The 19,775-nt window shown below is 71.8% G+C and carries 15 protein-coding genes; 9 read left to right on the top strand and 6 right to left on the bottom strand.

The genetic code is table 11. The features are described from left to right. Positions 1 to 158 precede the first annotated feature (158 nt). The gene (gene rpsO / locus OG917_RS25605; RefSeq protein ID WP_328319956.1) at positions 159 to 449 is read right to left on the bottom strand and encodes a 30S ribosomal protein S15; all 291 of its coding nucleotides are present in this window, start codon (positions 447 to 449) and stop codon (positions 159 to 161) included. A 312-nt stretch (positions 450 to 761) separates the two neighbouring features. On the opposite strand from rpsO, the gene ctaD reads away from it, so the two are divergent. The 9 genes from ctaD (at position 762) to OG917_RS25560 (ending at position 13,072) form a co-directional block, all read left to right on the top strand. Next, a complete protein-coding gene (gene ctaD / locus OG917_RS25600; protein ID WP_328319955.1) occupies positions 762 to 2,501 on the top strand; it encodes an aa3-type cytochrome oxidase subunit I in 1,740 nt (579 codons plus the stop codon). 75 nt (positions 2,502 to 2,576) lie between these two features. Then, positions 2,577 to 2,918, top strand: coding sequence for a hypothetical protein (locus OG917_RS25595; RefSeq protein ID WP_328319954.1), 342 nt, complete (start codon positions 2,577 to 2,579; stop codon positions 2,916 to 2,918). 129 nt (positions 2,919 to 3,047) lie between these two features. After that, positions 3,048 to 3,350: a DUF397 domain-containing protein gene (locus OG917_RS25590; RefSeq protein ID WP_328319953.1), complete on the top strand. Its 303-nt coding sequence runs from the start codon at positions 3,048 to 3,050 to the stop codon at positions 3,348 to 3,350. Between the two features lie 311 nt (positions 3,351 to 3,661). After that, the gene (locus tag OG917_RS25585) at positions 3,662 to 7,012 is read left to right on the top strand and encodes an SCO5717 family growth-regulating ATPase (protein WP_328319951.1); all 3,351 of its coding nucleotides are present in this window, start codon (positions 3,662 to 3,664) and stop codon (positions 7,010 to 7,012) included. A 177-nt stretch (positions 7,013 to 7,189) separates the two neighbouring features. Further along, on the top strand, positions 7,190 to 9,058 hold the full coding sequence (locus OG917_RS25580; RefSeq protein WP_328319950.1) for an ABC transporter substrate-binding protein: 1,869 nt from the start codon (positions 7,190 to 7,192) through the stop codon (positions 9,056 to 9,058). Between the two features lie 3 nt (positions 9,059 to 9,061). Further along, positions 9,062 to 10,132 (top strand): ABC transporter permease, encoded by a 1,071-nt coding sequence (locus OG917_RS25575; RefSeq protein WP_328319949.1) that lies wholly within the window; start codon positions 9,062 to 9,064, stop codon positions 10,130 to 10,132. Then, complete coding sequence (locus OG917_RS25570; RefSeq protein ID WP_328319948.1) at positions 10,129 to 11,040, top strand: ABC transporter permease; 912 nt, start codon at positions 10,129 to 10,131, stop codon at positions 11,038 to 11,040. Before OG917_RS25575 ends, OG917_RS25570 begins: the two co-directional genes overlap by 4 nt. Then, positions 11,037 to 12,071, top strand: coding sequence for an ABC transporter ATP-binding protein (locus tag OG917_RS25565; protein ID WP_328319947.1), 1,035 nt, complete (start codon positions 11,037 to 11,039; stop codon positions 12,069 to 12,071). The genes OG917_RS25570 and OG917_RS25565 overlap by 4 nt, the downstream gene beginning before the upstream one ends. Further along, a complete protein-coding gene (locus OG917_RS25560) occupies positions 12,068 to 13,072 on the top strand; it encodes an ABC transporter ATP-binding protein (protein ID WP_328319945.1) in 1,005 nt (334 codons plus the stop codon). Before OG917_RS25565 ends, OG917_RS25560 begins: the two co-directional genes overlap by 4 nt. A gap of 263 nt (positions 13,073 to 13,335) precedes the next feature. Here OG917_RS25560 and OG917_RS25555 read toward each other — a convergent pair whose 3' ends face one another. The 5 genes from OG917_RS25555 to OG917_RS25535 form a co-directional block, all read right to left on the bottom strand. Then, the gene (locus OG917_RS25555) at positions 13,336 to 14,289 is read right to left on the bottom strand and encodes a bifunctional riboflavin kinase/FAD synthetase (protein ID WP_328319944.1); all 954 of its coding nucleotides are present in this window, start codon (positions 14,287 to 14,289) and stop codon (positions 13,336 to 13,338) included. Positions 14,290 to 14,336: 47 nt separating this feature from the next. Next, positions 14,337 to 17,846, bottom strand: coding sequence for a trypsin-like peptidase domain-containing protein (locus OG917_RS25550; protein WP_328319942.1), 3,510 nt, complete (start codon positions 17,844 to 17,846; stop codon positions 14,337 to 14,339). 179 nt (positions 17,847 to 18,025) lie between these two features. Then, positions 18,026 to 18,925, bottom strand: coding sequence for a tRNA pseudouridine(55) synthase TruB (gene truB, locus OG917_RS25545; protein ID WP_328319940.1), 900 nt, complete (start codon positions 18,923 to 18,925; stop codon positions 18,026 to 18,028). Further along, positions 18,922 to 19,401, bottom strand: coding sequence for a 30S ribosome-binding factor RbfA (gene rbfA / locus OG917_RS25540; protein WP_328319939.1), 480 nt, complete (start codon positions 19,399 to 19,401; stop codon positions 18,922 to 18,924). The genes truB and rbfA overlap by 4 nt, the downstream gene beginning before the upstream one ends. A gap of 27 nt (positions 19,402 to 19,428) precedes the next feature. Beyond that, positions 19,429 to 19,725 carry a DUF503 domain-containing protein gene (locus OG917_RS25535; protein WP_328319938.1) on the bottom strand — a complete coding sequence of 99 codons (297 nt, stop codon included), beginning with the start codon at positions 19,723 to 19,725 and terminating at the stop codon, positions 19,429 to 19,431. Between the last annotated feature and the right edge of the window lie 50 nt (positions 19,726 to 19,775).

Genomic DNA, 19,775 nt, shown 5'->3' with positions numbered 1-19,775 from the left:
CCTCGTTCGGTACTGCAGCGTTCGGTACTGCCGTGCACACCCAGATTACTGAGCGCGGTGCGGGTTCCGCACGTACAGCCGCCGTACGTGCGGCAGCCGCGCGTACGGCAAAGGGAGCGGTCCCCAGGAAATGGGGCCCGCTCCCTCGCGCAACGTTCTTACTTGGCGCCGCCGGCCGCACCGCGGCGGATGCCGAGGCGGTCGACCAGCGCACGGAAGCGCTGGATGTCCTTCTTGGCCAGGTACTGGAGAAGGCGGCGACGCTGGCCGACCAGGATCAGCAGACCCCGGCGGGAGTGGTGGTCGTGCTTGTGCATCTTGAGGTGCTCAGTCAGGTCCGAGATGCGGCGCGAGAGCATGGCGACCTGAACCTCGGGGGAACCGGTGTCGCCTTCCTTCTGGCCGAACTCGGACATGATCTGCTTCTTCGTAGCGGCGTCGAGCGACACGCATACTCCTCGTGAGTCTTCAGGCCACCGAGTGCCCCAGGTCGAATACGCTGGGGAGCTTCCGTAACTCGGGAGGCAGGATCCGCTGGGCGCAGCCTCCGGTCATCCGGAGACGCGTACACAGACGGTCGTCACACAGCGTATCAGCCTTTCCGAGCCCGGCGGCCCGTGCCCCGGGCCCCCGCCTGTGGACCCGAACGGCTCAAGCGGCGCGCCACGCCACACCGCATCGGATCACTCCGGCGTGAGCTGCGCCATGCTCCTGTGCTGTCCAGCCCGTCGGGGCGCGACCACAGCAGCAGGAGCACCGCAGTGACGACGAGGGCCACCGAGGATTCACCCACGTCCGATGACGAGTACGACAGCGAGGTACCGCCACGCCCCAGGCGTCCGGGAAGCGTCATCGTCAGCTGGGCGACCACGACCGATCACAAGACGATCGGCACGATGTACCTGGTCACATCGTTCGCCTTCTTCTGCATCGGCGGCGTCATGGCGCTGCTGATGCGCGCGGAGCTGGCGCGGCCGGGTACGCAGATCGTTTCGAACGAGCAGTACAACCAGGCGTTCACGATGCACGGCACGATCATGCTGCTGATGTTCGCGACGCCGCTGTTCATCGGCTTCACCAACTGGATCATGCCGTTGCAGATCGGGGCGCCCGATGTGGCCTTCCCCCGGCTCAACCTCTTCGCCTACTGGCTGTACCTGCTCGGCGCACTGATCGTGATGGGCGCCTTCCTCACGCCGGACGGGGCCGCCGACTTCGGCTGGTTCGCCTACTCACCGCTGACCAGCACGGTCCGCTCCCCCGGGCTCGGCGCGGACCTGTGGATCATGGGTCTGGCCTTCCAGGGCTTCGGCACGATCCTCGGGTCGGTCAACTTCATCACCACGATCATCTGCATGCGCGCCCCCGGCATGACGATGTTCCGGATGCCGATCTTCGTGTGGAACGCACTGCTGACCGCCGTACTCGTGCTGCTCGCCTTCCCCGTGCTGGCCGCCGCGCTGCTCGTGCTGGAGGCGGACCGGAAGTTCGGCGCCCATGTCTTCGACGCGGCCAACGGCGGAGCCCTGCTGTGGCAGCACCTGTTCTGGTTCTTCGGGCATCCGGAGGTGTACATCATCGCGCTGCCGTTCTTCGGGATCGTCACCGAGGTGATTCCGGTGTTCTCCCGCAAGCCGGTCTTCGGCTACATCGGCCTGGTGGGCGCCACGATCTCCATCGCGGGGCTCTCGGTGACGGTGTGGGCGCACCACATGTACGTCACCGGCGGTGTGCTCCTGCCGTTCTTCTCCTTCATGACCTTCCTGATCGCGGTGCCGACCGGTGTGAAGTTCTTCAACTGGATCGGCACGATGTGGCACGGCTCGCTGTCGTTCGAGACGCCGATGCTGTGGGCCGTCGGCTTCCTCGTCACGTTCCTCTTCGGTGGTCTGACCGGCGTCATCCTGGCCTCGCCCCCGATGGACTTCCACGTCTCCGACTCGTACTTCGTCGTCGCGCACTTCCACTACGTGGTGTTCGGGACCGTGGTCTTCGCGATGTTCGCCGGGTTCTACTACTGGTGGCCGAAGTTCACGGGCAAGATGCTGGACGAGCGACTCGGCAAGATCAACTTCTGGACGCTGTTCGTGGGCTTCCACGGGACGTTCCTGGTGCAGCACTGGCTGGGCGCGGAGGGCATGCCGCGGCGGTACGCGGACTACCTCGCCGTTGACGGCTTCACCGCGCTGAACACCATTTCGAGCATCAGCTCCTTCCTGCTGGGGCTGTCGCTGCTGCCGTTCTTCTACAACGTCTGGAAGACCGCCAAGTACGGCAAGAAGGTCGAGGTCGACGACCCGTGGGGCTACGGCCGCTCGCTCGAATGGGCGACGTCCTGCCCGCCGCCCCGGCACAACTTCACCACCCTCCCGAGGATCCGCTCCGAGAGCCCGGCCTTCGACCTCCACTACCCCGCGATCAACGCCCTCGACGCAGCGGGGCACGCGGCGGCGGCCTCCTCCTCCGACGGCGGCCCTGGTGCCGGCACCGGGGGCAAGTAGCACCCCGGCGGCCGTCCGGTCCGGCGGGAAGACAGCAGAGCAGCAGCGCAGCAGAAGACACCGCGAGGAGAAGGCGTGGCAACCGACGAGGACACCGCGCGCGGGCTCGTGCGGATCGAGGGGTATCTGCTGTGGAGCGCGGAGGTGGAGGAGGCCCGGCGGCAGGCGTCCCGCTTCGCCGCTCAGCTGCCCTGGCTGACTTCGGCACAGCGGGACGATGTGGAGCGCGTCTACACGGCCGACCGGGTCGCCGTCTCCCGGGCGGTGCTCGTACGGATCTCCGACCGGGCCGCCGGACTGCGCGGCGAGTACACGGCGCGCTACGAGCAGTTGAAGAGGCGCTGTGTATCGGTGACGGTGATGGCGGTCGGTGCGGTGAGCGGCACCTGTACGGCGATCACGCTCCTCAGCCGGTGACCGCGGCGGCGCGCCGTCCCCCCGGATCGCCGCCGGGTCCACGTCGTCCGGAACCCGTGAGCGGGACCGGGCCTTCCAAGTAGGGTGAGCGGGCAGCTCGTTCGTACGTGGTGAAGGGACCGGGCAGTCATGGCTGAGGCAGTCGACAAGGACCGCAAGGAACGCGAGAAGGAAGAGCTCTACGCACTCGATATCTCCGGTGTCGAGTGGCAGGGCGCACCGGGCACCTCGGAGCACGAGGAGCGGGTCGAGATCGCGCACCTGCCCGACGGAGCCGTGGCCATGCGGTCGTCCATCGACCACGGGACGGTGCTGCGGTACACGGAAGCGGAGTGGCGCGCCTTCGTACTGGGCGCGCGCGACGGGGAATTCGACCTGGAGCCGGCGCCGCACAACGGCGGGGTCACGAGCGCGGCGGAGCAGACCGGGTAACGGAGCAGGGGCGTCACGGAGCAGGGGGCCGATTTTGGGAGGCTTTTGACGTCTTCCATCCGTTATGGCTGATGCGATGTGGCGTAACTGAGCCCCCTTCGGGCATCCCTTGACGTAAAGGTCACTTCCGACGGTGCACTCCGTCATGCCGTCCCGGTACGAATGGTGATTAGGCTGGGACGGGACGCGCACCAGAACCCGCAGGCGGGCTGTTCGCGTCCTCACGGGGAGAGCCAGGCGGATCGGACGACAACGGTCGCCCCCCATCCACTACGGCACGAGGGTGCACGAGCACACCAGCGGGAGGCATTGTGAACAGCGATCGGGACGAGATTCGCGGGGGACCGAACACACCCGTCGACGATCAGTCCGACGCGGGTCCCGCCGAGACGGGTGAGTTCACCATCGACTACACCCCTCCCGCCTGGTACACGCAGAACGCGTCGGACGCCCAGGCACCGGAGACGGCAGCGCCCGCTCCGCGGCCCGCGCCCACTCCGCCGCCGGCCACGCCACCTGCGCCGCCCGCACCTCAGGCGCCTCAGGGGCAGCCGGCTGCCCCTGTCGGCGGGCCCGCCGCCGTGCCGGGTCTGCCGCTGACCGGAGGGTTCCAGCCGAATTGGAGCCCGTCGGTGCCGCCTGCCGCGGAGAAGGACGAGCCGGAGGCCGGGACGGGACACTCGTCGGTGCCGGACGCCGGTGCGGGGTCCGGGCGGGGTGCGTCGTCAGCCCACGAGTCCGCCCGCGAATCAGCCCGCGAAGAGGCACCGGAGGGGCAGGAATCCGCACCGGAGCCCGTGGCGGCGGCGGAATCCTGGTCGGCATCGTGGCTGGCGTCGCGGTCCGAAGCGATGGCTGCCGCGTCCGCCTCCGCGGCCGACCCCGGGGACGAGGAAGGGGCGGATGCGGCATCCGGCCCTGAGCCCGCCGGTGAGTCCGCGACCGGAGGCGACGAGCCCGGCCCCACGGCAGCGTCCACTTCCACTTCCACTTCCACTTCCACTTCCACTGCTGAGCCTGCCGCACCTGCCCTTCACGAGCCGGAGCCGGAGCGTGCGCAGGAGCCGGCGCGCGAGCCGGAACCGGCTGCGGAGCAGGAGCCGGCGCACGAGTCCGGGAAGGCTGCCGAGGCTTTCGGCGGGGGCGACGTGGAGAGCGGGGCGACCATGAAGTTCTCCCCCGCCGCGCTCAAGCGTGAGTTCGAGAAGCTCGAAGCCGCGGCGAAGGCCGCACGGGAGCGGACCGAGGCCCCCAGGACCGCCGCACAGGACAACGCGGCGCCCGCTCCGGACCGGCCCGCGTACGGCCCGTCGTCCGGACCGGTGACCGGGCCCGCCGGTGAGCCCTTCGACGCCGTGCCCCTGCCCGCCGACGCGGTCGCTGACGCGGTACCGCCGCAGGTCCCGGAGCCACAGGACGCGCCTCCCGCCCAACAGCCGTGGGCGCCCGCACCCCAGGCGCCGCCGCAGAGTGAACTGCCGCCGCTGCCGCCCTCGTTCCAGCCCGCCGCGCCGCCGGCGGCCCCGCAGTGGCCGGCGCGCACCCCGACCCCCGATCAGTCGCAGCCGTACCCGGGACCGCCCCAGCCTGCTCCGCAGCCTGCTCCGGCCGCGGAGAACCCGGCGGCGCCCACCGCTCAGCCCTCCTGGCCCGCGCAGTCCGGCCGGCCCGGCGGCGAGCAGGACGGTTACGGCTTCCCGCGGCCCGCCGGGCCCGCTGTCCCGCAGCCTCCGCAGCAGCAGACGCCCGGCACACCTTTCCCCGCCCAGGCTCCGCAGGGACAGGACGGTTACGGCTTCCCGCAGCCCGCCGCGCCGCAGCAGCCGCCGGCCGGTTACGGGTTCCCTCAGCAGCCGGGGCCGCCGCCGGAGGGAGCGCAGCAGCCGCTGCCGCCCCAGGCACCCCCCGGTGGTTATGGCTTCCCGCAGCAGGCGTCCCAGGGACCCGCGGGTTACGGATTCCCGCAGCCGGCCCCTCATCTGCCCGCGCAGCAGCAGCCCCAGCAGCCGCAGACCCCCCAGCCTCCGCCACAGGCCCAGCAGCAGGGCCCCCAGCCGCCCCGGCACGGAGCCGGTTACGGCTTCCCGCAGCCCGGCGCCCCGGGCACCGACCTGCCCGCACCACGGGCCCCGCAGGCTCAGGACCCCCAGCAGGCACAGCCCCAGCAGCCCCAGCCGCCGTCCCCGCCGGTCGACCCCCGGACCGGGGCCGCGTGGCCGCAGCCCGTCGCCCACGATCAGCGGGAGCGTTCCGTTCCCGGTGCGCCCCTCGGGTACACGGCCGCCGTCGAGCTGTCGTCCGACCGGCTGATCCGCAACAAGCAGAAGACGAAGAGCAGCCGCAGCGGCCCGGCCGGCGCCTCGCGCTTCAAGATCGGCGGCAAGAAGGAGGAGGCCGAGCGGCAGCGCAAGCTCGACCTCATCCGGACGCCGGTCCTCTCCTGCTACCGGATCGCCGTCATCAGCCTCAAGGGCGGCGTCGGCAAGACCACCACGACGACGGCCCTGGGCGCCACGCTCGCGACCGAACGGCAGGACAAGATCCTGGCGATCGACGCCAACCCCGACGCGGGGACGCTCGGCAGGCGGGTCCGCCGCGAGACCGGTGCCACCATCCGTGACCTGGTCCAGGCGATCCCGCACCTGAACTCGTACATGGACATCCGCCGGTTCACCTCGCAGGCGCCCTCCGGACTGGAGATCATCGCCAACGACGTGGACCCCGCGGTCTCCACCACATTCAACGACGAGGACTACCGCAGGGCGATCGACGTCCTGGGCAAGCAGTACCCGGTCATCCTGACCGACTCCGGCACGGGGCTGCTCTACAGCGCGATGCGAGGGGTGCTCGACCTCGCCGACCAGCTGATCATCGTCTCCACCCCGTCCGTCGACGGTGCGTCCAGCGCGAGCACCACGCTCGACTGGCTGTCGGCACACGGCTATTCGGAGCTGGTCGCGCGGTCCCTCACCGTGATCTCCGGGGTCCGCGAGACCGGCAAGATGATCAAGGTCGACGACATCGTGCAGCACTTCGAGACCCGCTGCCGCGGGGTCGTCGTGGTGCCGTTCGACGAGCACCTGTCGGCGGGCGCCGAGGTCGACCTGGACATGATGCGGCCGAAGACCCGTGAGGCGTACTTCAACCTCTCAGCCCTGGTCGCCGAGGACTTCCAACGCGCCCAGCAGGCACAGGGGTTGTGGACCGGCAGCGGCCAGGCCGCGCCTCCCCGCGTCGCGCCGCCGATGCCCGGCCACCAGCTGCCGTACCCGCCTCAGGGGCCGCAGGCGCCCCAGGGAGCCCAGCCGCCGCAGCAGCCTTACGGCGGCCAACAGCCCCCGCAGCAGCCCCCGTACCCGCAGCAGCCCTACCCGCCGCAGCAACAGGGCTGGCAGCAGCAGCCGGTTCAGCCCGGACAACCGGTTCAGCCCGGACAACCGGTTCAGCCGGGGCAGCCGGTTCAGCCCGTCCCGCAGGGGCAGTACTGGCAGCAGCAGGAACAGCCCGCGCAGCCGGGGCAGCCACAGCCGCAGCAGGAGGGGCACCCCGGTCGGCCCCACCAGCCCGGTCACCCCGGTCAGCCCGAGTCGCCCGGCCCCGTTCCGCCCGCCGGCTGGCCGCAGCAGCAGCCCCCGCAGGCGCCGCCGGCCCCTCAGCAGTAAGGCAATACAGGTATAGACCACTGAAGGCCCGCACCGTGCGAACGGTGCGGGCCTTCAGACATTTGTGCAGACCAGGCACGGTCTTGACGACCGTTGACATGTCTAAACCACCGCTGATAAACCTTCGCTTCACCAGCTGGCGACTCCATGATTCACCCTGACGCGAGGTCAACGCCCATGGACAGAAGAGTTCCGACCGGCCCAATCCGCCACCGATCACGTTCCCGTCTGCTCCTGGCCACCGGCGCGACCGCCTTCGCCCTGATGGCCGCGGCCGCGACCCCGCTGAACCCGGCCCCCCAGCAGGCTCACGCCGCCGAGGCCAAGACCACGCCGGGCTCCGGCGGCAAGAAGGTCCTCACTGTCGCCATCAACCAGAGCGTCGACTCGATGAGTCCGTTCCTCGCCCAGCGCCTGGTCTCCACCACAGCACTGCGGTTGATGTATGACTATCTGACGAACTATGACGTCAAGGACGGCCACACGATCCCCGGTCTCGCCACCGCGTGGAAGCCGTCGGCCGACAAACTGACGTGGACGTTCACCATCCGGAAGAACTCCACGTGGTCGGACGGGCAGCAGGCCACCGCCGACGACGCGGCCTGGACGTTCAACAAGATGATGACGGACCCTGCCGCGGCCACCTCCAACGGCAGCTTCACCGCGAACTTCAAGAAAGTGACCGCGCCCGACCCGCAGACCCTCGTCGTGCAGCTGAAGAAGCCTCAGGCGACGATGACGGCGCTCGACGTGCCCATCGTGCCCAAGCATGTCTGGGAGAGCGTCAAGGACTTCTCGAAGTTCAACAACGACAAGACCTTCCCGGTCGTGGGGAACGGGCCGTTCATCCTCACCGACTACAAGGTCGACCAGTATCTGAAGTTCAAGCCGAACAAGACGTTCTGGCGGGGCGCTCCCAAGTTCGACGAGCTGGACCTCAAGTACTACAAGGACAATGACGCGGCCGTCGCGGCACTGGAGAAGGGTGAGGTGTCCTTCGTCCAGGGCCTCACCCCGGCCCAGGCGGCAGCCCTGAAGTCCGAGAAGAACATCAAGGTCAACGACGCACCCGGCCGGCGCTTCTACTCACTCGCCGTCAATCCGGGCGCCCAGGCGAAGAACGGGAAGAAGTTCGGCGACGGCAATCCGGCGCTCCAGGACAAGCGGGTACGCCAGGCGCTGTTCGCCGCCACCGACACCACGACCATCGTCGACAAGGTCTTCCAGGGACATGCCGTCCAGGGCGCCGGGTACATCCCACCGCGCTTCACGGACTACACCTGGCAGCCCTCGGCGAGCCAGAAGGTCTCCTACGACCCGGCCAGGGCCGCGAAGCTCCTCGACGAAGCGGGCTACAAGAAGAACGGCGCCGGCAAGCGGGTCGGCAAGAACGGCAAGCCGCTGAACCTCCGTCTCCTCTGCCACGCCACCGCCCCGGAGGACAAGGCCGTCGGCCAGTACATGAAGGAGTGGTACGGGAAGCTGGGCATCGGTCTCACGATGTCGTGCGTCGACAACGTCACCGACCCCGAGCTCGCCGGCCAGTACGACCTCGCCTTCGACGGCTACTCGGTCAACCCGGACCCGGACTACGTGCTGTCCATCCACACCTGCGCCGCGCGGCCCAGCACCCCGAAGGACACCGGTTCCACCGACACCTTCATCTGCGACAAGAAGTACGACGCGCTGTACTCCCAGCAGGCCCAGGAGTACAACGCCGCCAAGCGCGCCGATCTGGTGAAGCAGATGGAGTCGCGGCTGTACGACACGGGGTACATGAATGTCATGGCGTATCCGAACGCCGTCGAGGCGTACCGTACCGACCAGATCAAGTCCATCGAGACGATGCCCCAGGCGGCGGGCAACATCTGGGGCCAGGACGGCTACTGGAGCTGGTGGTCGGCAGTCCCGGCCGGCCACAGCGCCTCGAAGTCGTCGGGTTCCCCGACGGGGCTCGTCATCGGCATCGTCGCAGCTGTCATCGTGATCGGGCTCGGAGGCTTTGTCGCCCTGCGCCGCCGTTCCACAGCGGAAGACCGTGAATAACTCATGAGCGCTGCTAGCACCACTCCGCTCGCGGAGGGTGCGGCGGACGGCCCGGTCGAGGTCAAGACCGGGCCGTCCGGCCCTCGCACCCGCAACGCGACCGCGTATCTGCTGTATGTGGCGGGCAAGCTGGGCGGCGCGGCCGTCTCACTGCTCGCCGTTCTGGTCACCAGTTTCTTCCTCTTCCGGATCATTCCGGGCGACCCGGTCCGCACGATGACGCACGGACGCGCGGTCAGCCACGCCCAGCTGCTCGAACTCCGCAAGCAGCTGGGGCTCGACCTGCCGACGTGGCAGCAGTTCACCCAGTACTGCTCCAAGGCGCTCACGGGGGACCTGGGCACCTCCTACCAGTTCCACGCGCCCGTCACCGATCTGATCGCCCAGAAGCTTCCCGCGACGCTGCTGCTCACCGGCGTCGCGGTGGTCATCCACTGCGCGCTCGGCCTCTGGCTGGGCACACGCTCCGCCTGGCGGCACGGCCGCCTCGGCGACAAGGTCTCGACCGGCATCGCGCTGACTCTCTGGTCGGTGCCGTCCTTCTGGCTCGGGCTGCTGCTGATCATCGTCTTCTCGGTCGGCATCGGGCCGATCCCGGGAATGTTCCCGACCGGCGGCATGGAGTCGGGCGGCCTGTCCGGCTTCGCGTACATCACCGACGTCGCGCACCACATGGTCCTGCCCGTCATCACCCTCGTCGCGGTCGGCTACGCGCAGACGCTGCTGGTCATGCGCTCCTCGCTGCTGGACGAGATGGGCAGTGACTATCTGACGACGGCGCGTGCCAAGGGGCTGCGCGACGATCTCGTCCGCCGCCGTCACGCGGTGCCCAACGCGCTGCTGCCCACCGTCACCATGATCTTCATCAACTTCGGTCAGGTGGCCGCCGGTTCGATCCTGGTCGAGACGGTCTTCTCCTGGCCCGGGGTCGGCGGGCTCTTCTACTCGGCACTGAGCGTCCCCGATCTCCCGCTGGTACAGGGCCTGTTCGTCGTCTTCGCGGGCGCGATGATCGTGATGAACGTCCTCGCCGATCTGCTCTATCCGCTGCTCGATCCCAGGGTGGGCCGATGACAACCGCGACCGCAGAACAGACAGCGGGTTCACTCGCACGTGCCAGGCGGCGCGAGTCCGTGGCCCGGTTCTGGAAGCAGTACCGCACCCAGCGGTCGGGGGTCTACGGCCTCGCCGGTCTGCTCCTCATCGCGGTGATCGCGCTGGCGGCGCCCCTGCTCGTCGGCGGTGACGTGCAGAGCGTGACGAAGGCGCCCGGCACGGCCCTGGAGGATCCGAGCGGGAGGTTCCCCCTCGGCACCGACCAGTTCGGGCGGTCCGTGCTCGCCCTGCTGATCTGGGGCGCGCGGATCTCGCTCACCGTCGGGCTGCTGGCCGCAGCGCTCTCGGTGGCCATCGGCACCCTGGTCGGGATCATCGCCGGACACTTCGGCGGCTGGTTCGCGACCGTGCTGATGCGGGTCACCGACTGGTTCCTGGTGATGCCGACCCTGGTGCTGGCCATCGTGCTGGCGACGGTGCTCGACCACTCGGTCTGGACGGTGATCCTGGCGATCGGTGTGACCGCCTGGCCGACCACGGCGCGGCTGGTGCGGGCGCAGACCATCGCCGTGGAGTCCCGCCCGTACATCGAACGCGCCAGGGCACTCGGCGGCGGTCACGGCCATGTGATGACCCGGCACGTGCTGCCCAACGTGGTGCCCCTGGTGCTCGCCCAGACGACGCTGGGCATCTCCAACGCCATCCTCACCGAGGCGACCCTGGCCTTCCTCGGCCTCGGTGACCCCACGGTGATCTCCTGGGGCGGCATGCTCCAGGACGCGCGGGAGGCGGGTGCGGTCTCCTCGGGGCACTTCTGGTACCTGGCACCGCCCGGTATCGCCATCGCGCTCGTCGCGCTCTCCTTCACCCTCTGCGGGCGTGCCGTGGAGGCCGTGCTCAACCCGAAGCTGGGGGTGGGACGTTGAGCCTCCTCGAAATCAAGGACCTGCACGTGACCTACGGGTCGGGGGCGTCCGCGGTCCCCGCCGTACGCGGGGTGGACCTGACCGTCCGGCCCGGGCAGAAGCTCGGGATCGCCGGTGAGTCGGGGTGCGGGAAGTCGACGCTGGCTCTTGCGCTGCTGCGGCTGCTGCCCGCTTCGGCCAAGCTGAGCGGGGAGATCCTGCTCGACGGCGAGGACGTCCTCACCATGAAGTGGGGGCGGCTGCGCGCGGTCCGCTGGGCAGGCGCCTCGATCGTCTTCCAGGGGGCGATGCACTCCCTGAACGCGGTGCACCGGATCGGCGACCAGATCGCTGAGCCGCTGCTCGTGCACCACCAGGCGACCCCGGCCGCGGCGCGCGGGCGGGCCCGCGAGCTGCTGGAGCAGGTCGGTCTGCCCGCGGCACGGGCGGACGCCTATCCGCACGAGCTCTCCGGGGGGCAGCGGCAGCGCGTGATGATCGCGATGGCGCTGGCCTGCGGCCCGCAGGTGATCGTCGCCGACGAGCCGACCACCGCGCTCGACGTGATGATCCAGGCCCAGATCCTCCGGCTGATCGAGCAGCTGGTCGCGGACCAGGGCATCAGCCTGCTGATGATCAGCCATGACCTGGCGGTGCTCGCCGACACCTGCGACCGGCTGGCCGTGATGTACGCGGGGCGGGTGGTCGAGGAGGGCCCCGCGCAGCAGGTCTTCGACGCGGCGGTGCACCCGTACAGCAGCGCGCTGTCCGGGGCCTTCCCCCGCATCGGCGACCCCGCGTCCCGGCGCGCCCCGCGCGGGCTGCCCGGCGACCCGCCGGACCCGTCCGCCCTGCCGTCGGGCTGTACGTTCCATCCGCGCTGTCCGGTGGCCCTGGACGAGTGCGCGACCACCGGCCAGGAGCTGCGGGACGCGGGGCCGGGGCAGCGGGCGGCCTGTCTGCTCGTGCGGCCCGGTGCGTCCGGGACCGCGGAGCAGGGCGCCGGCGCGATCGCCGAACCCGGCGCCGAGGAAGCAAGGAGCACCTCATGACCACCCCTCCCCTGCTCAGCACCACCGCCCTGGAGGTCACCTTCCCCGGCCGGCGCGGAGCGTCCCCGGCGCGCGCCGTGGACGGAGTCGACCTCGACATCGGACCCGGCGAGATCGTCGCCCTGGTCGGCGAGTCGGGGTGCGGCAAGACGACCCTCGCCCGGTCGCTGCTCGGTCTCGTACGGCCGACGTCCGGCGCGGTCACCTTCGGGGGCGAGCCGCTGGACCTCTCCGCCCGCGCGCTCAAGGCATACCGCAAGCGTGTCCAGCTGGTGCTCCAGGACCCGAGCGGTTCGCTCAACCCCCGGCACACCGTGTACGAGGCGGTGGCCGAGGGCCTGCGGATCCACGGCTTCACCGGCGACGAGCGGGCCACGGTGTCGCTGGCGCTCTCCCGGGCGGGGCTGCGGCCCCCCGAGCGGTTCTTCCAGCGGTATCCGCACGAGCTGTCGGGCGGCCAGCGCCAGCGGGTGGTGATCGCGGGAGCCCTGGTACTCGATCCCGAACTGATCGTGGCGGACGAACCGGTGGCGTCGCTGGACGCCTCGGTGCGCGGTGAGATCCTCGCCCTGCTGCTGCGGCTGCGGGACGAGCTGGGGCTCTCGGCCCTGGTCGTCACCCACGATCTGGGCCTCGCGTGGAACATCGCCGACCGGGTCGCCGTGATGTATCTCGGCAGGATCGTGGAGACCGGCGACGTGGACCGGATCCTGACGGCGCCCCAGCACCCGTACACCCAGGCGCTGCTGTCGGTGACGCCGGACGCCACGACCGACCCGGTGGTACTCGCCGGTGAGCCGCCGGACCCGTCCCGGATCCCGCCCGGCTGCCGTTTCCACGCCCGCTGCCACATCCTCGCGTCGGGCGAGGCGGAGCGCGCGGGGGTAGCCGACGCCTGTCGTACGAAGGATCTGCCGGTGCTGTCCGGCAGCGGGGAGGACGCGGTGGCCTGCCACTGGGCCACGGCATCGAAGACCGCGGGCACGGTCCCGGCCTCCTGAGACCGGCCTCCCGGAACCGGCATTCCTGGTGCGGGGTGCCGGTGAGGTGCGGGGTGCCGGTGGTCACCGGGCTGCTGCCTCGGGACCCGGGGTGGGCCCGGGGCGGGCACCGCCGGTCGTGCGTGGCGCGGCCCGCCGGCGGAGGCCCGCGCGGGCACGGTCAGGGTGGTGTGCGCGCCCGTGCGGGACGGGGGCGGTTCGCAGCCCCCGCTGGAGGGACGGTGCCGGCGCCGAGCGCCCCGGATCGCCGGACGGTCCCCGCGTCAGTGCGACTCGTACGCCTCGGTCAGCGTCCGGCAGCGCTTGACGTCGTCCGCCATCGCCACCAGCAGTGCGTCGATCGATTCGAACTTCTCCATACCGCGTACATAGGCGAGGAAGTCGACGGCGACGTGCATGCCGTACAGGTCGAGGCCCACCCGGTCGATGGCGTACGCCTCGACGGTGCGCTCGCGGCCGTCGAACTGGGGGTTGCTGCCCACCGAGATGGCCGCGGGCATCAGCTCGCCGTCCGCCGTCAGCCACCCCGCGTACACCCCGTCCACCGGGATCGCGGTGTGCGGCAGCGTCTCGACGTTCGCCGTGGGGAAGCCCAGCTCACGGCCGCGCTGCGCGCCCCGGACCACCACGCCCTCGACGCGGTGCGGGCGGCCCAGGATCTCGGCCGCGCCCGTCATGTCGCCCTCGGCCACGAGCCGGCGGGTCAGGGTGGAGGAGAACGGTTCGCCGCCGCCCGCCTCCCCGCTCACCGAGAGGTCGACGATGTCGACCTCGTAGTCGTACGTCGGGCCCAGCTCGGCGAGGAAGCCGACGTTCCCGGCCGCCTTGTGGCCGAAGCGGAAGTTGGGGCCCTCGATGACCGCCCGGGCGTGCAACTTGTCGACCAGGACCTTCACGATGAAGTCGGCGGGCGACAGCTTCGAGAACTCACTCGTGAAGGGAAGGATCAGCTGCGCGTCCACGCCCAGCTCCGCCATCAGCTCGGCGCGCCTGTGGTGCGGCGCGAGCAGCGGCGGGTGGCTGCCCGGACGCACGACCTCGCTGGGGTGCGGGTCGAAGGTGACGACGACCGAGGGAAGACCCAGCTCACGCGCGCGCCGCACGGCCCTGCCGATGATCAGCTGATGGCCGCGGTGCACCCCGTCGTAGGAGCCGATGGTGACGACGCTGCGTCCCCAGTCCTGGGGAATGTCCTCCAAGCCACGCCAGCGCTGCACTGAGACCGCTCCTCGCCCGAACCGTGTACATGATCAATGCCCTGCAGTTATGCAGGCCTAAGACTGCCATGTCCGGCGCTCGCGGCGTGCATCGGCATCGGCGCTCCCAGCTTCTCGACCGTCAGCCGGGCGTCCGGGCCGACGACGGCACCCCACTCCTGCGGTGCTCCGGCCAGCCAGCCGGCGAGCTGTCCCGCGAAGAGGGGCGACTCCGTGGCCAGTTCGACCAGCAGCCGGTCGAGCGAGGCCGCGCCTTCGGGCGTACGGGCCAGCAGCAGCCCGGCCCGGTGGACGAGATCGCGGGTACGGGGCTCGGCGCGGCGGGCGGCGCCGAGCGCGGCGGCCCGCACCAGGACCGCCGGCACGGCCAGGCCGTCCCTGGCCTCGTACCGCTCGTACTCCAGGAGGACGTCGAGCAGCTCCGCCCGCATGGCGCGCGAGCCCGGACCGCCGGGCGCGGCGAGTACCGGTGCGAGCGCCTCCCGCACCGGGCTCGGGCGCCCCCGCAGCAGACTGCTGACCAGCGGGAAGAGGATGGCACGGGCGGCAGGGCCGTCCTCCAGACGGCGGTCGACGAACGCGGCGGCGTGCCGGGCGCCCGCCGGGTGGCGGTCGATGTACTCGTGGACGAGGGCAGCGGCCCGGCGGGCCGGTGCGGGCGTGGTGATCCCGGCCAGCGCGTCCAGGACCGGCCCCGCGGTGTCAGGACGCGCGCGCAGGGCGGCGTCGAAGGCAGCGAACACCGGCTCCGGGTGCGTGGACAGGGCGACGGTGAGCGCGGCGGGCGGCAGCTGCGAACCGCCGGACGCGAACAGGGCCAGCGCGCGCGGCAGATGCCGGGCGCGGGAGTGCGGGTCGCCGACGAGCAGCGCCAGCGCGGGGCCGTGCAGCCCGCTGTCGCCCGGCCGGGCGAGCAGGGCCAGCGCGGCGTACCGCAGCAGCTCACGGTCGGGGCAGGTCCTGGCGTGCAGGGCGGCCCGCGTGGCCTGTCGGGCGGCGGACTCCCGGCGCTCGGGTCTGTCGTCGTGCGCCCAGCGGTCCACGGCGCGGCAGACCGCGGACGTCTCGTCCTCGGCGAGCGCGGCGAGCAGCTCGTCCGCGCGGGGGTGGTCGGTGGCGACGAGCGCGTCGGCGAGGTCGTCCACGGCGAGCCCCCGCCGGCTGTAGAGCAACGCCTGCGCGGCTCCCGCGACGGTGGGCCGCAGCGCGGCCCGGGCGTCGGACGGCAGCAGCCGCTCATCCCCGAACCAGCGGCAGAGCAGCGGCTGCACGGTCCGCGGATCGGCCGCGAGCCGCCGGGCGGTGGCGTCCAGGTAGCGGTCGGCGGTCCGCGCGGCCGGTGCGCCGTCGGCGGGCACCAGCCTGCGCAGCAGATCCAGCCGGTGGCTCTCGCCGAGCCGCAGCAGCTCCCAGAACGCGCTGTCGAAGACCCGGAACCCGCCGAGCCCGCGCGGGCCGCCGGCGCGGACCGACAGGAGGGTGATCCGGTCGGCGAGGAGCCTCAGGACACCGATGTACGGGCGGGCGTCGGGGACGCGCAGCAGCACATCGGCGAGCAGTCGCGCGGCCCACCACTCGGCGTCGGCGAGCGGCGCGGGCTCCGCCCCGGTACCCGGCTCCCGGCTCGGCCGCGGCACCCTCGGCTCCGCGGGCAGCCCCTGCATCCGGTCCAGGGCCTCGATCAACTCGCGCAGTCTGCGGCCGAGTTCGTGGTGGCCGTGGCGGCGGCCGAGCAGGAGGAGCGCCTGGACCACCGGCCCCGCCCGGTGCCGGGGGACGGCGGGCGGGGGCCCGGGGGCGCCGTCCGCCCGCTCCGGAGGCGGGCCGGCGCCCGCCCCGGCCGGATCCGCGGCGTGCCGGTGCACCAGCGCGTACAGCGCGCCGTCCACATCGAGGTGCTCACCCTGCACCCAGTCGGCCAGCTCACCGTGGGCGAAGCGGTATCCGGCGCCCGCCGGGATCAGCAGCCCCTCGGTCAGCACGGCCGACGCCCAGCCGGTACGCCACGGGAAGAGCTCCTCGAACGAGGCACGGTCCAGCTCCCCCTGGCCCGGCCCCAGACACCGCCGCGCGGCCTCGTGCACCCGGCCCGAGACCCCGGCGGCGAGACGCCGCACCACCGCGCCCCGTGGTGCCGGACGTCCTGCGGCCGCGATCCGTACGGCGGTCCGCAGGCAGAGCAGGTCCAGGTACGCGGTGAACACGTCCTCGCGGGACGGGCGGCCCTCCACCCCTTCGGGGATCGCGGCCCGCACCTCGGCGAGCATCCGCAGGGCGAGCGGGTGGCCCGCGTCCCCGGGGGCCAGCGTCCCCTCAGGAATGCCGTAGCGCTGCCGGGCCCGCTCGGCCTCGTGCGGCGGCAGGTCCCCGATCCGCACGCACTCCGCGCCCCTGGGGCCGAAGAGCCCCGCGGCCTGCTCCCAGTACTCGGGACGGCAGCCGACCACCATCCGTACGCCGTGCTCGCGCAGCCAGCGCGCGGTGGCCCCGGCCCACTCCGGCAGCGCGCCGGCCGGCAGCGGGGCCATCTCCTCCGGGCTGTCCAGCAGGACGAGCAGGGGCTGGCCCGCCGCGGCGGCCAGGTCGGCGATCCGCTCCGGAGTGGCACGTTCCAGACCGTCCGCGCCCACGATCCGGCCGGCCTGCCGGACGGTGCGTGCCACCGCGTCGGCGACCGAGATGTCCGCGGTACGCAGATCGGCGCCGCGCAGCCAGAGGGTCGGGGCGGGCTGCGCGCCGCGGGCGCGGCGGGCTGCGAAGGCGGTGAGCTCCGTCGTCCGGCCGGTACCGGGGCCGCCGACCAGCCCGAGCACGGGTTCGCTGCCCGCGGCGAAGGCGTCCAGCGCCGCGGCCGTACCGGGGCGCTCGACCGGGTCGCGCCAGAGCCCGGCGCCGCCGGACGCGCCGACCGAGGTGGCGGTCAGCTCAAGGACGCCCGCGAGGTTGAGGTCGCGGCCGTACCCCGGGACCGTCGCCGCGTTCCGCCGGAGCAGCGGGGCGAGCGCGGCGCCGCGCAGCGGGACGGCGAGACCGGCCACCGGGTGGTCGCCCCGGAGAGCGGTGCCGAGCACCGCGAGGACCGTGCCGGTCGACGCGTCCACGACGGGCCCGCCGGCCGCCGCACTGCCCGGCCTGAGGGCGTCACTGCCCTGGGTGCCGAGCGCCAGCTCCAGGGCGGTGAGCCGGTGGCGGTGGCCGGATGCGTCGTACGACACGGCGGTCTCGCCCAGAATCCGGGCGGCGCGCCACCCCAGCGCGGCGACCCGGACGTAGGTGCCGGTCTCCACGGTGTCGCGGACGGCGAGGGGCAGCGGCGGCAGGCCGAGGCCGTCGCTGCGGAGCAGGGCGAGGCCCAGTGCGGGCAGGGCGGTGATCGCGTCGGCGCCCGCGGCGCAGGTGCGGCCGCCGGCCGCGTGCAGCACGGCTCCGGTGAGGCCGGCGACCACCTCATGGCCGGTCACCACCGTGCCCTGGTCATCGGCGACGAAGCCGGTGCCTCTCGGGCGCCCCGCCGGATCGCAGATGCTGACCAGCGTCTCCAGGTCCCCGCTTCCCATGGTCCGACCGTAGCCACACGGTGATCGCCCGGAGAAGGACAACGGCCGAAAGCGCCCCTTGCGCCCCCGGCATTCACTCCGGGCGCCTGACCGAACGAGTGAATCCCGGAGGCGGGACGGAGAGGCCGGGCAGCCCCCGAGGGGATCATGGGGCGGGCGGCAGCCCGCCCCATGGCGGGTCAGCCGAAGACGGCCAGGCTCTTCGCCTTGCCGTTCTCCTCCTCGACCAGGGCGAGGAGACGTTCACCGGGGCCGAAAGCGGCCACGGCCCCGGCGGGGTACCCGGGCATGTCGAGCCGGACGCCGTTGAGCAGCAGCCTGGCGCGCCTCTCGTCCACGTCCCAGCGGGGGAACGCGGCAGCTGCGGCGTCCGCGGCCGGCATCACCGTCAGCTCTTCCTGGAGCTGGTCCAGCGTCCTGGCCGTGTCGAGCCCGTACGGCCCGACGCGGGTACGGCGCAGCGCCGTCAGATGGCCGCCGACCCCGGTGGCGGCGCCGAGGTCGCGGGCGATGGCGCGGATGTACGTGCCGGAGGAGCAGACCACGGAGACAACCAGGTCGACGACGGGGGTCCCGTCCTCCGCGACGGCCGGCCGTACGTCGTACACCCGGAACGACGAGACGGTCACCGGCCGGGCCGGGATCTCGAACTCCTCGCCCCCGCGCACCCGTGCGTACGAACGCTTGCCGTCGATCTTGATGGCACTGACCTTGGACGGCACCTGCATGATGGCGCCGGTCTGCTGGGCCACTCCGGCGTCGATGGCCTCACGCGTCACTGCCGACGCGTCGGCGGACGAGGTGATCTCACCCTCGGCGTCGTCGGTGACGGTGTTCTGGCCGAGCCGGATCGTGCCGAGGTACTCCTTCTCGGTCAGCGCGAGATGGCCGAGCATCTTGGTGGCCTTCTCGACCCCGAGGACGAGCACGCCCGTGGCCATCGGGTCGAGGGTGCCCGCGTGGCCGACCCGGCGGGTCTTCGCGATCCCGCGCATCTTGGCCACGACGTCGTGCGAAGTGAAGCCGGACGGCTTGTCGACGATGACAAGGCCGTCCGGCACGGTGTTCTGCTGAGTCATGCGGAGGTGGTGTCCCCGTCGTCGTCGCCGGACGCCGCGGCCTCGTCGGCCTCGTCCTCCGGCTTGCGGTACGGGTCGGCGCCACCGGCGTACGTGGCGCCGGACGACGCCTCGCGCACCTTGGCGTCCGACGCCCTGGCCCGGTCGAGGAGCTCCTCGATCGCCTTGGCGTTCTCCGGCAGGGCGTCCGCCACGAAGGCGAGGGTCGGGGTGAACTTCGTCCCCGCCGCAGCGCCGACCGCCGAGCGCAGGATGCCCCTGGCACTCTCCAGACCGGCTGCCGCGCTCGCGCGGTCCTCGTCGTCGCCGTAGACCGTGTAGAAGACCGTGGCCTCCCGCAGGTCACCGGTGACGCGGGTGTCCGTGATGGTCACATGCGTGCCCAGACGGGGGTCCTTGATGCCGCGCTGCAGTTTCTCGGCGACCACCTCCTGGATGAGGTCCGCCAGCTTTTTCGCCCGCGCGTTGTCGGCCACTGGTCCTTCTCCTTCTTCGAGCCTTGCTCAATCGTCTTCGTCGCCGTGCAGCCGCCGTCGTACGGACAGCAGCTCCACCTCGGGCCGGGCGGCGACAAGCCGCTCGCACCGGTCGAGTACCTCAGTGACGTGCTCCGTCCCGCCGGACACCACCGCGATGCCGATCCTGGCCCTGCGGTGCAGATCCTGATCGCCGACCTCGGCCGCGCACACCGCGAACCTGCGCTGGAGTTCGGCCACGATGGGCCGGACGACGGAGCGTTTCTCCTTCAGCGACCGTACGTCGCCGAGAAGGAGATCGAAGGACAGTGTCCCTACATACATGCATGTCCGGATGTCCCGCCGGTTCGGGGTCGTGCCCCGCCAACCGCTTG

The organism is Streptomyces sp. NBC_00388 (assembly GCF_036061255.1).
Classification (GTDB): domain Bacteria; phylum Actinomycetota; class Actinomycetes; order Streptomycetales; family Streptomycetaceae; genus Streptomyces.
The sequence above is the reverse complement of the archived record's forward strand: the minus strand, read 5'-3'. Positions and strand labels throughout refer to the sequence as shown.

Excerpts from the sequence above, each read along its gene's own strand:
- OG917_RS25590 (WP_328319953.1), top strand. The coding sequence starts at position 3,048 with ATGGCTGAGGCAGTCGACAAGGACCGCAAGGAACGCGAGAAGGAAGAG.
- OG917_RS25580 (WP_328319950.1), top strand. The coding sequence starts at position 7,190 with ATGGACAGAAGAGTTCCGACCGGCCCAATCCGCCACCGATCACGTTCC.
- OG917_RS25575 (WP_328319949.1), top strand. The coding sequence starts at position 9,062 with ATGAGCGCTGCTAGCACCACTCCGCTCGCGGAGGGTGCGGCGGACGGC.
- OG917_RS25570 (WP_328319948.1), top strand. The coding sequence starts at position 10,129 with ATGACAACCGCGACCGCAGAACAGACAGCGGGTTCACTCGCACGTGCC.
- OG917_RS25560 (WP_328319945.1), top strand. The coding sequence starts at position 12,068 with ATGACCACCCCTCCCCTGCTCAGCACCACCGCCCTGGAGGTCACCTTC.
- OG917_RS25550 (WP_328319942.1), bottom strand. The coding sequence starts at position 17,846 with ATGGGAAGCGGGGACCTGGAGACGCTGGTCAGCATCTGCGATCCGGCG.
- truB (WP_328319940.1), bottom strand. The coding sequence starts at position 18,925 with ATGACTCAGCAGAACACCGTGCCGGACGGCCTTGTCATCGTCGACAAG.
- OG917_RS25535 (WP_328319938.1), bottom strand. The coding sequence starts at position 19,725 with ATGTATGTAGGGACACTGTCCTTCGATCTCCTTCTCGGCGACGTACGG.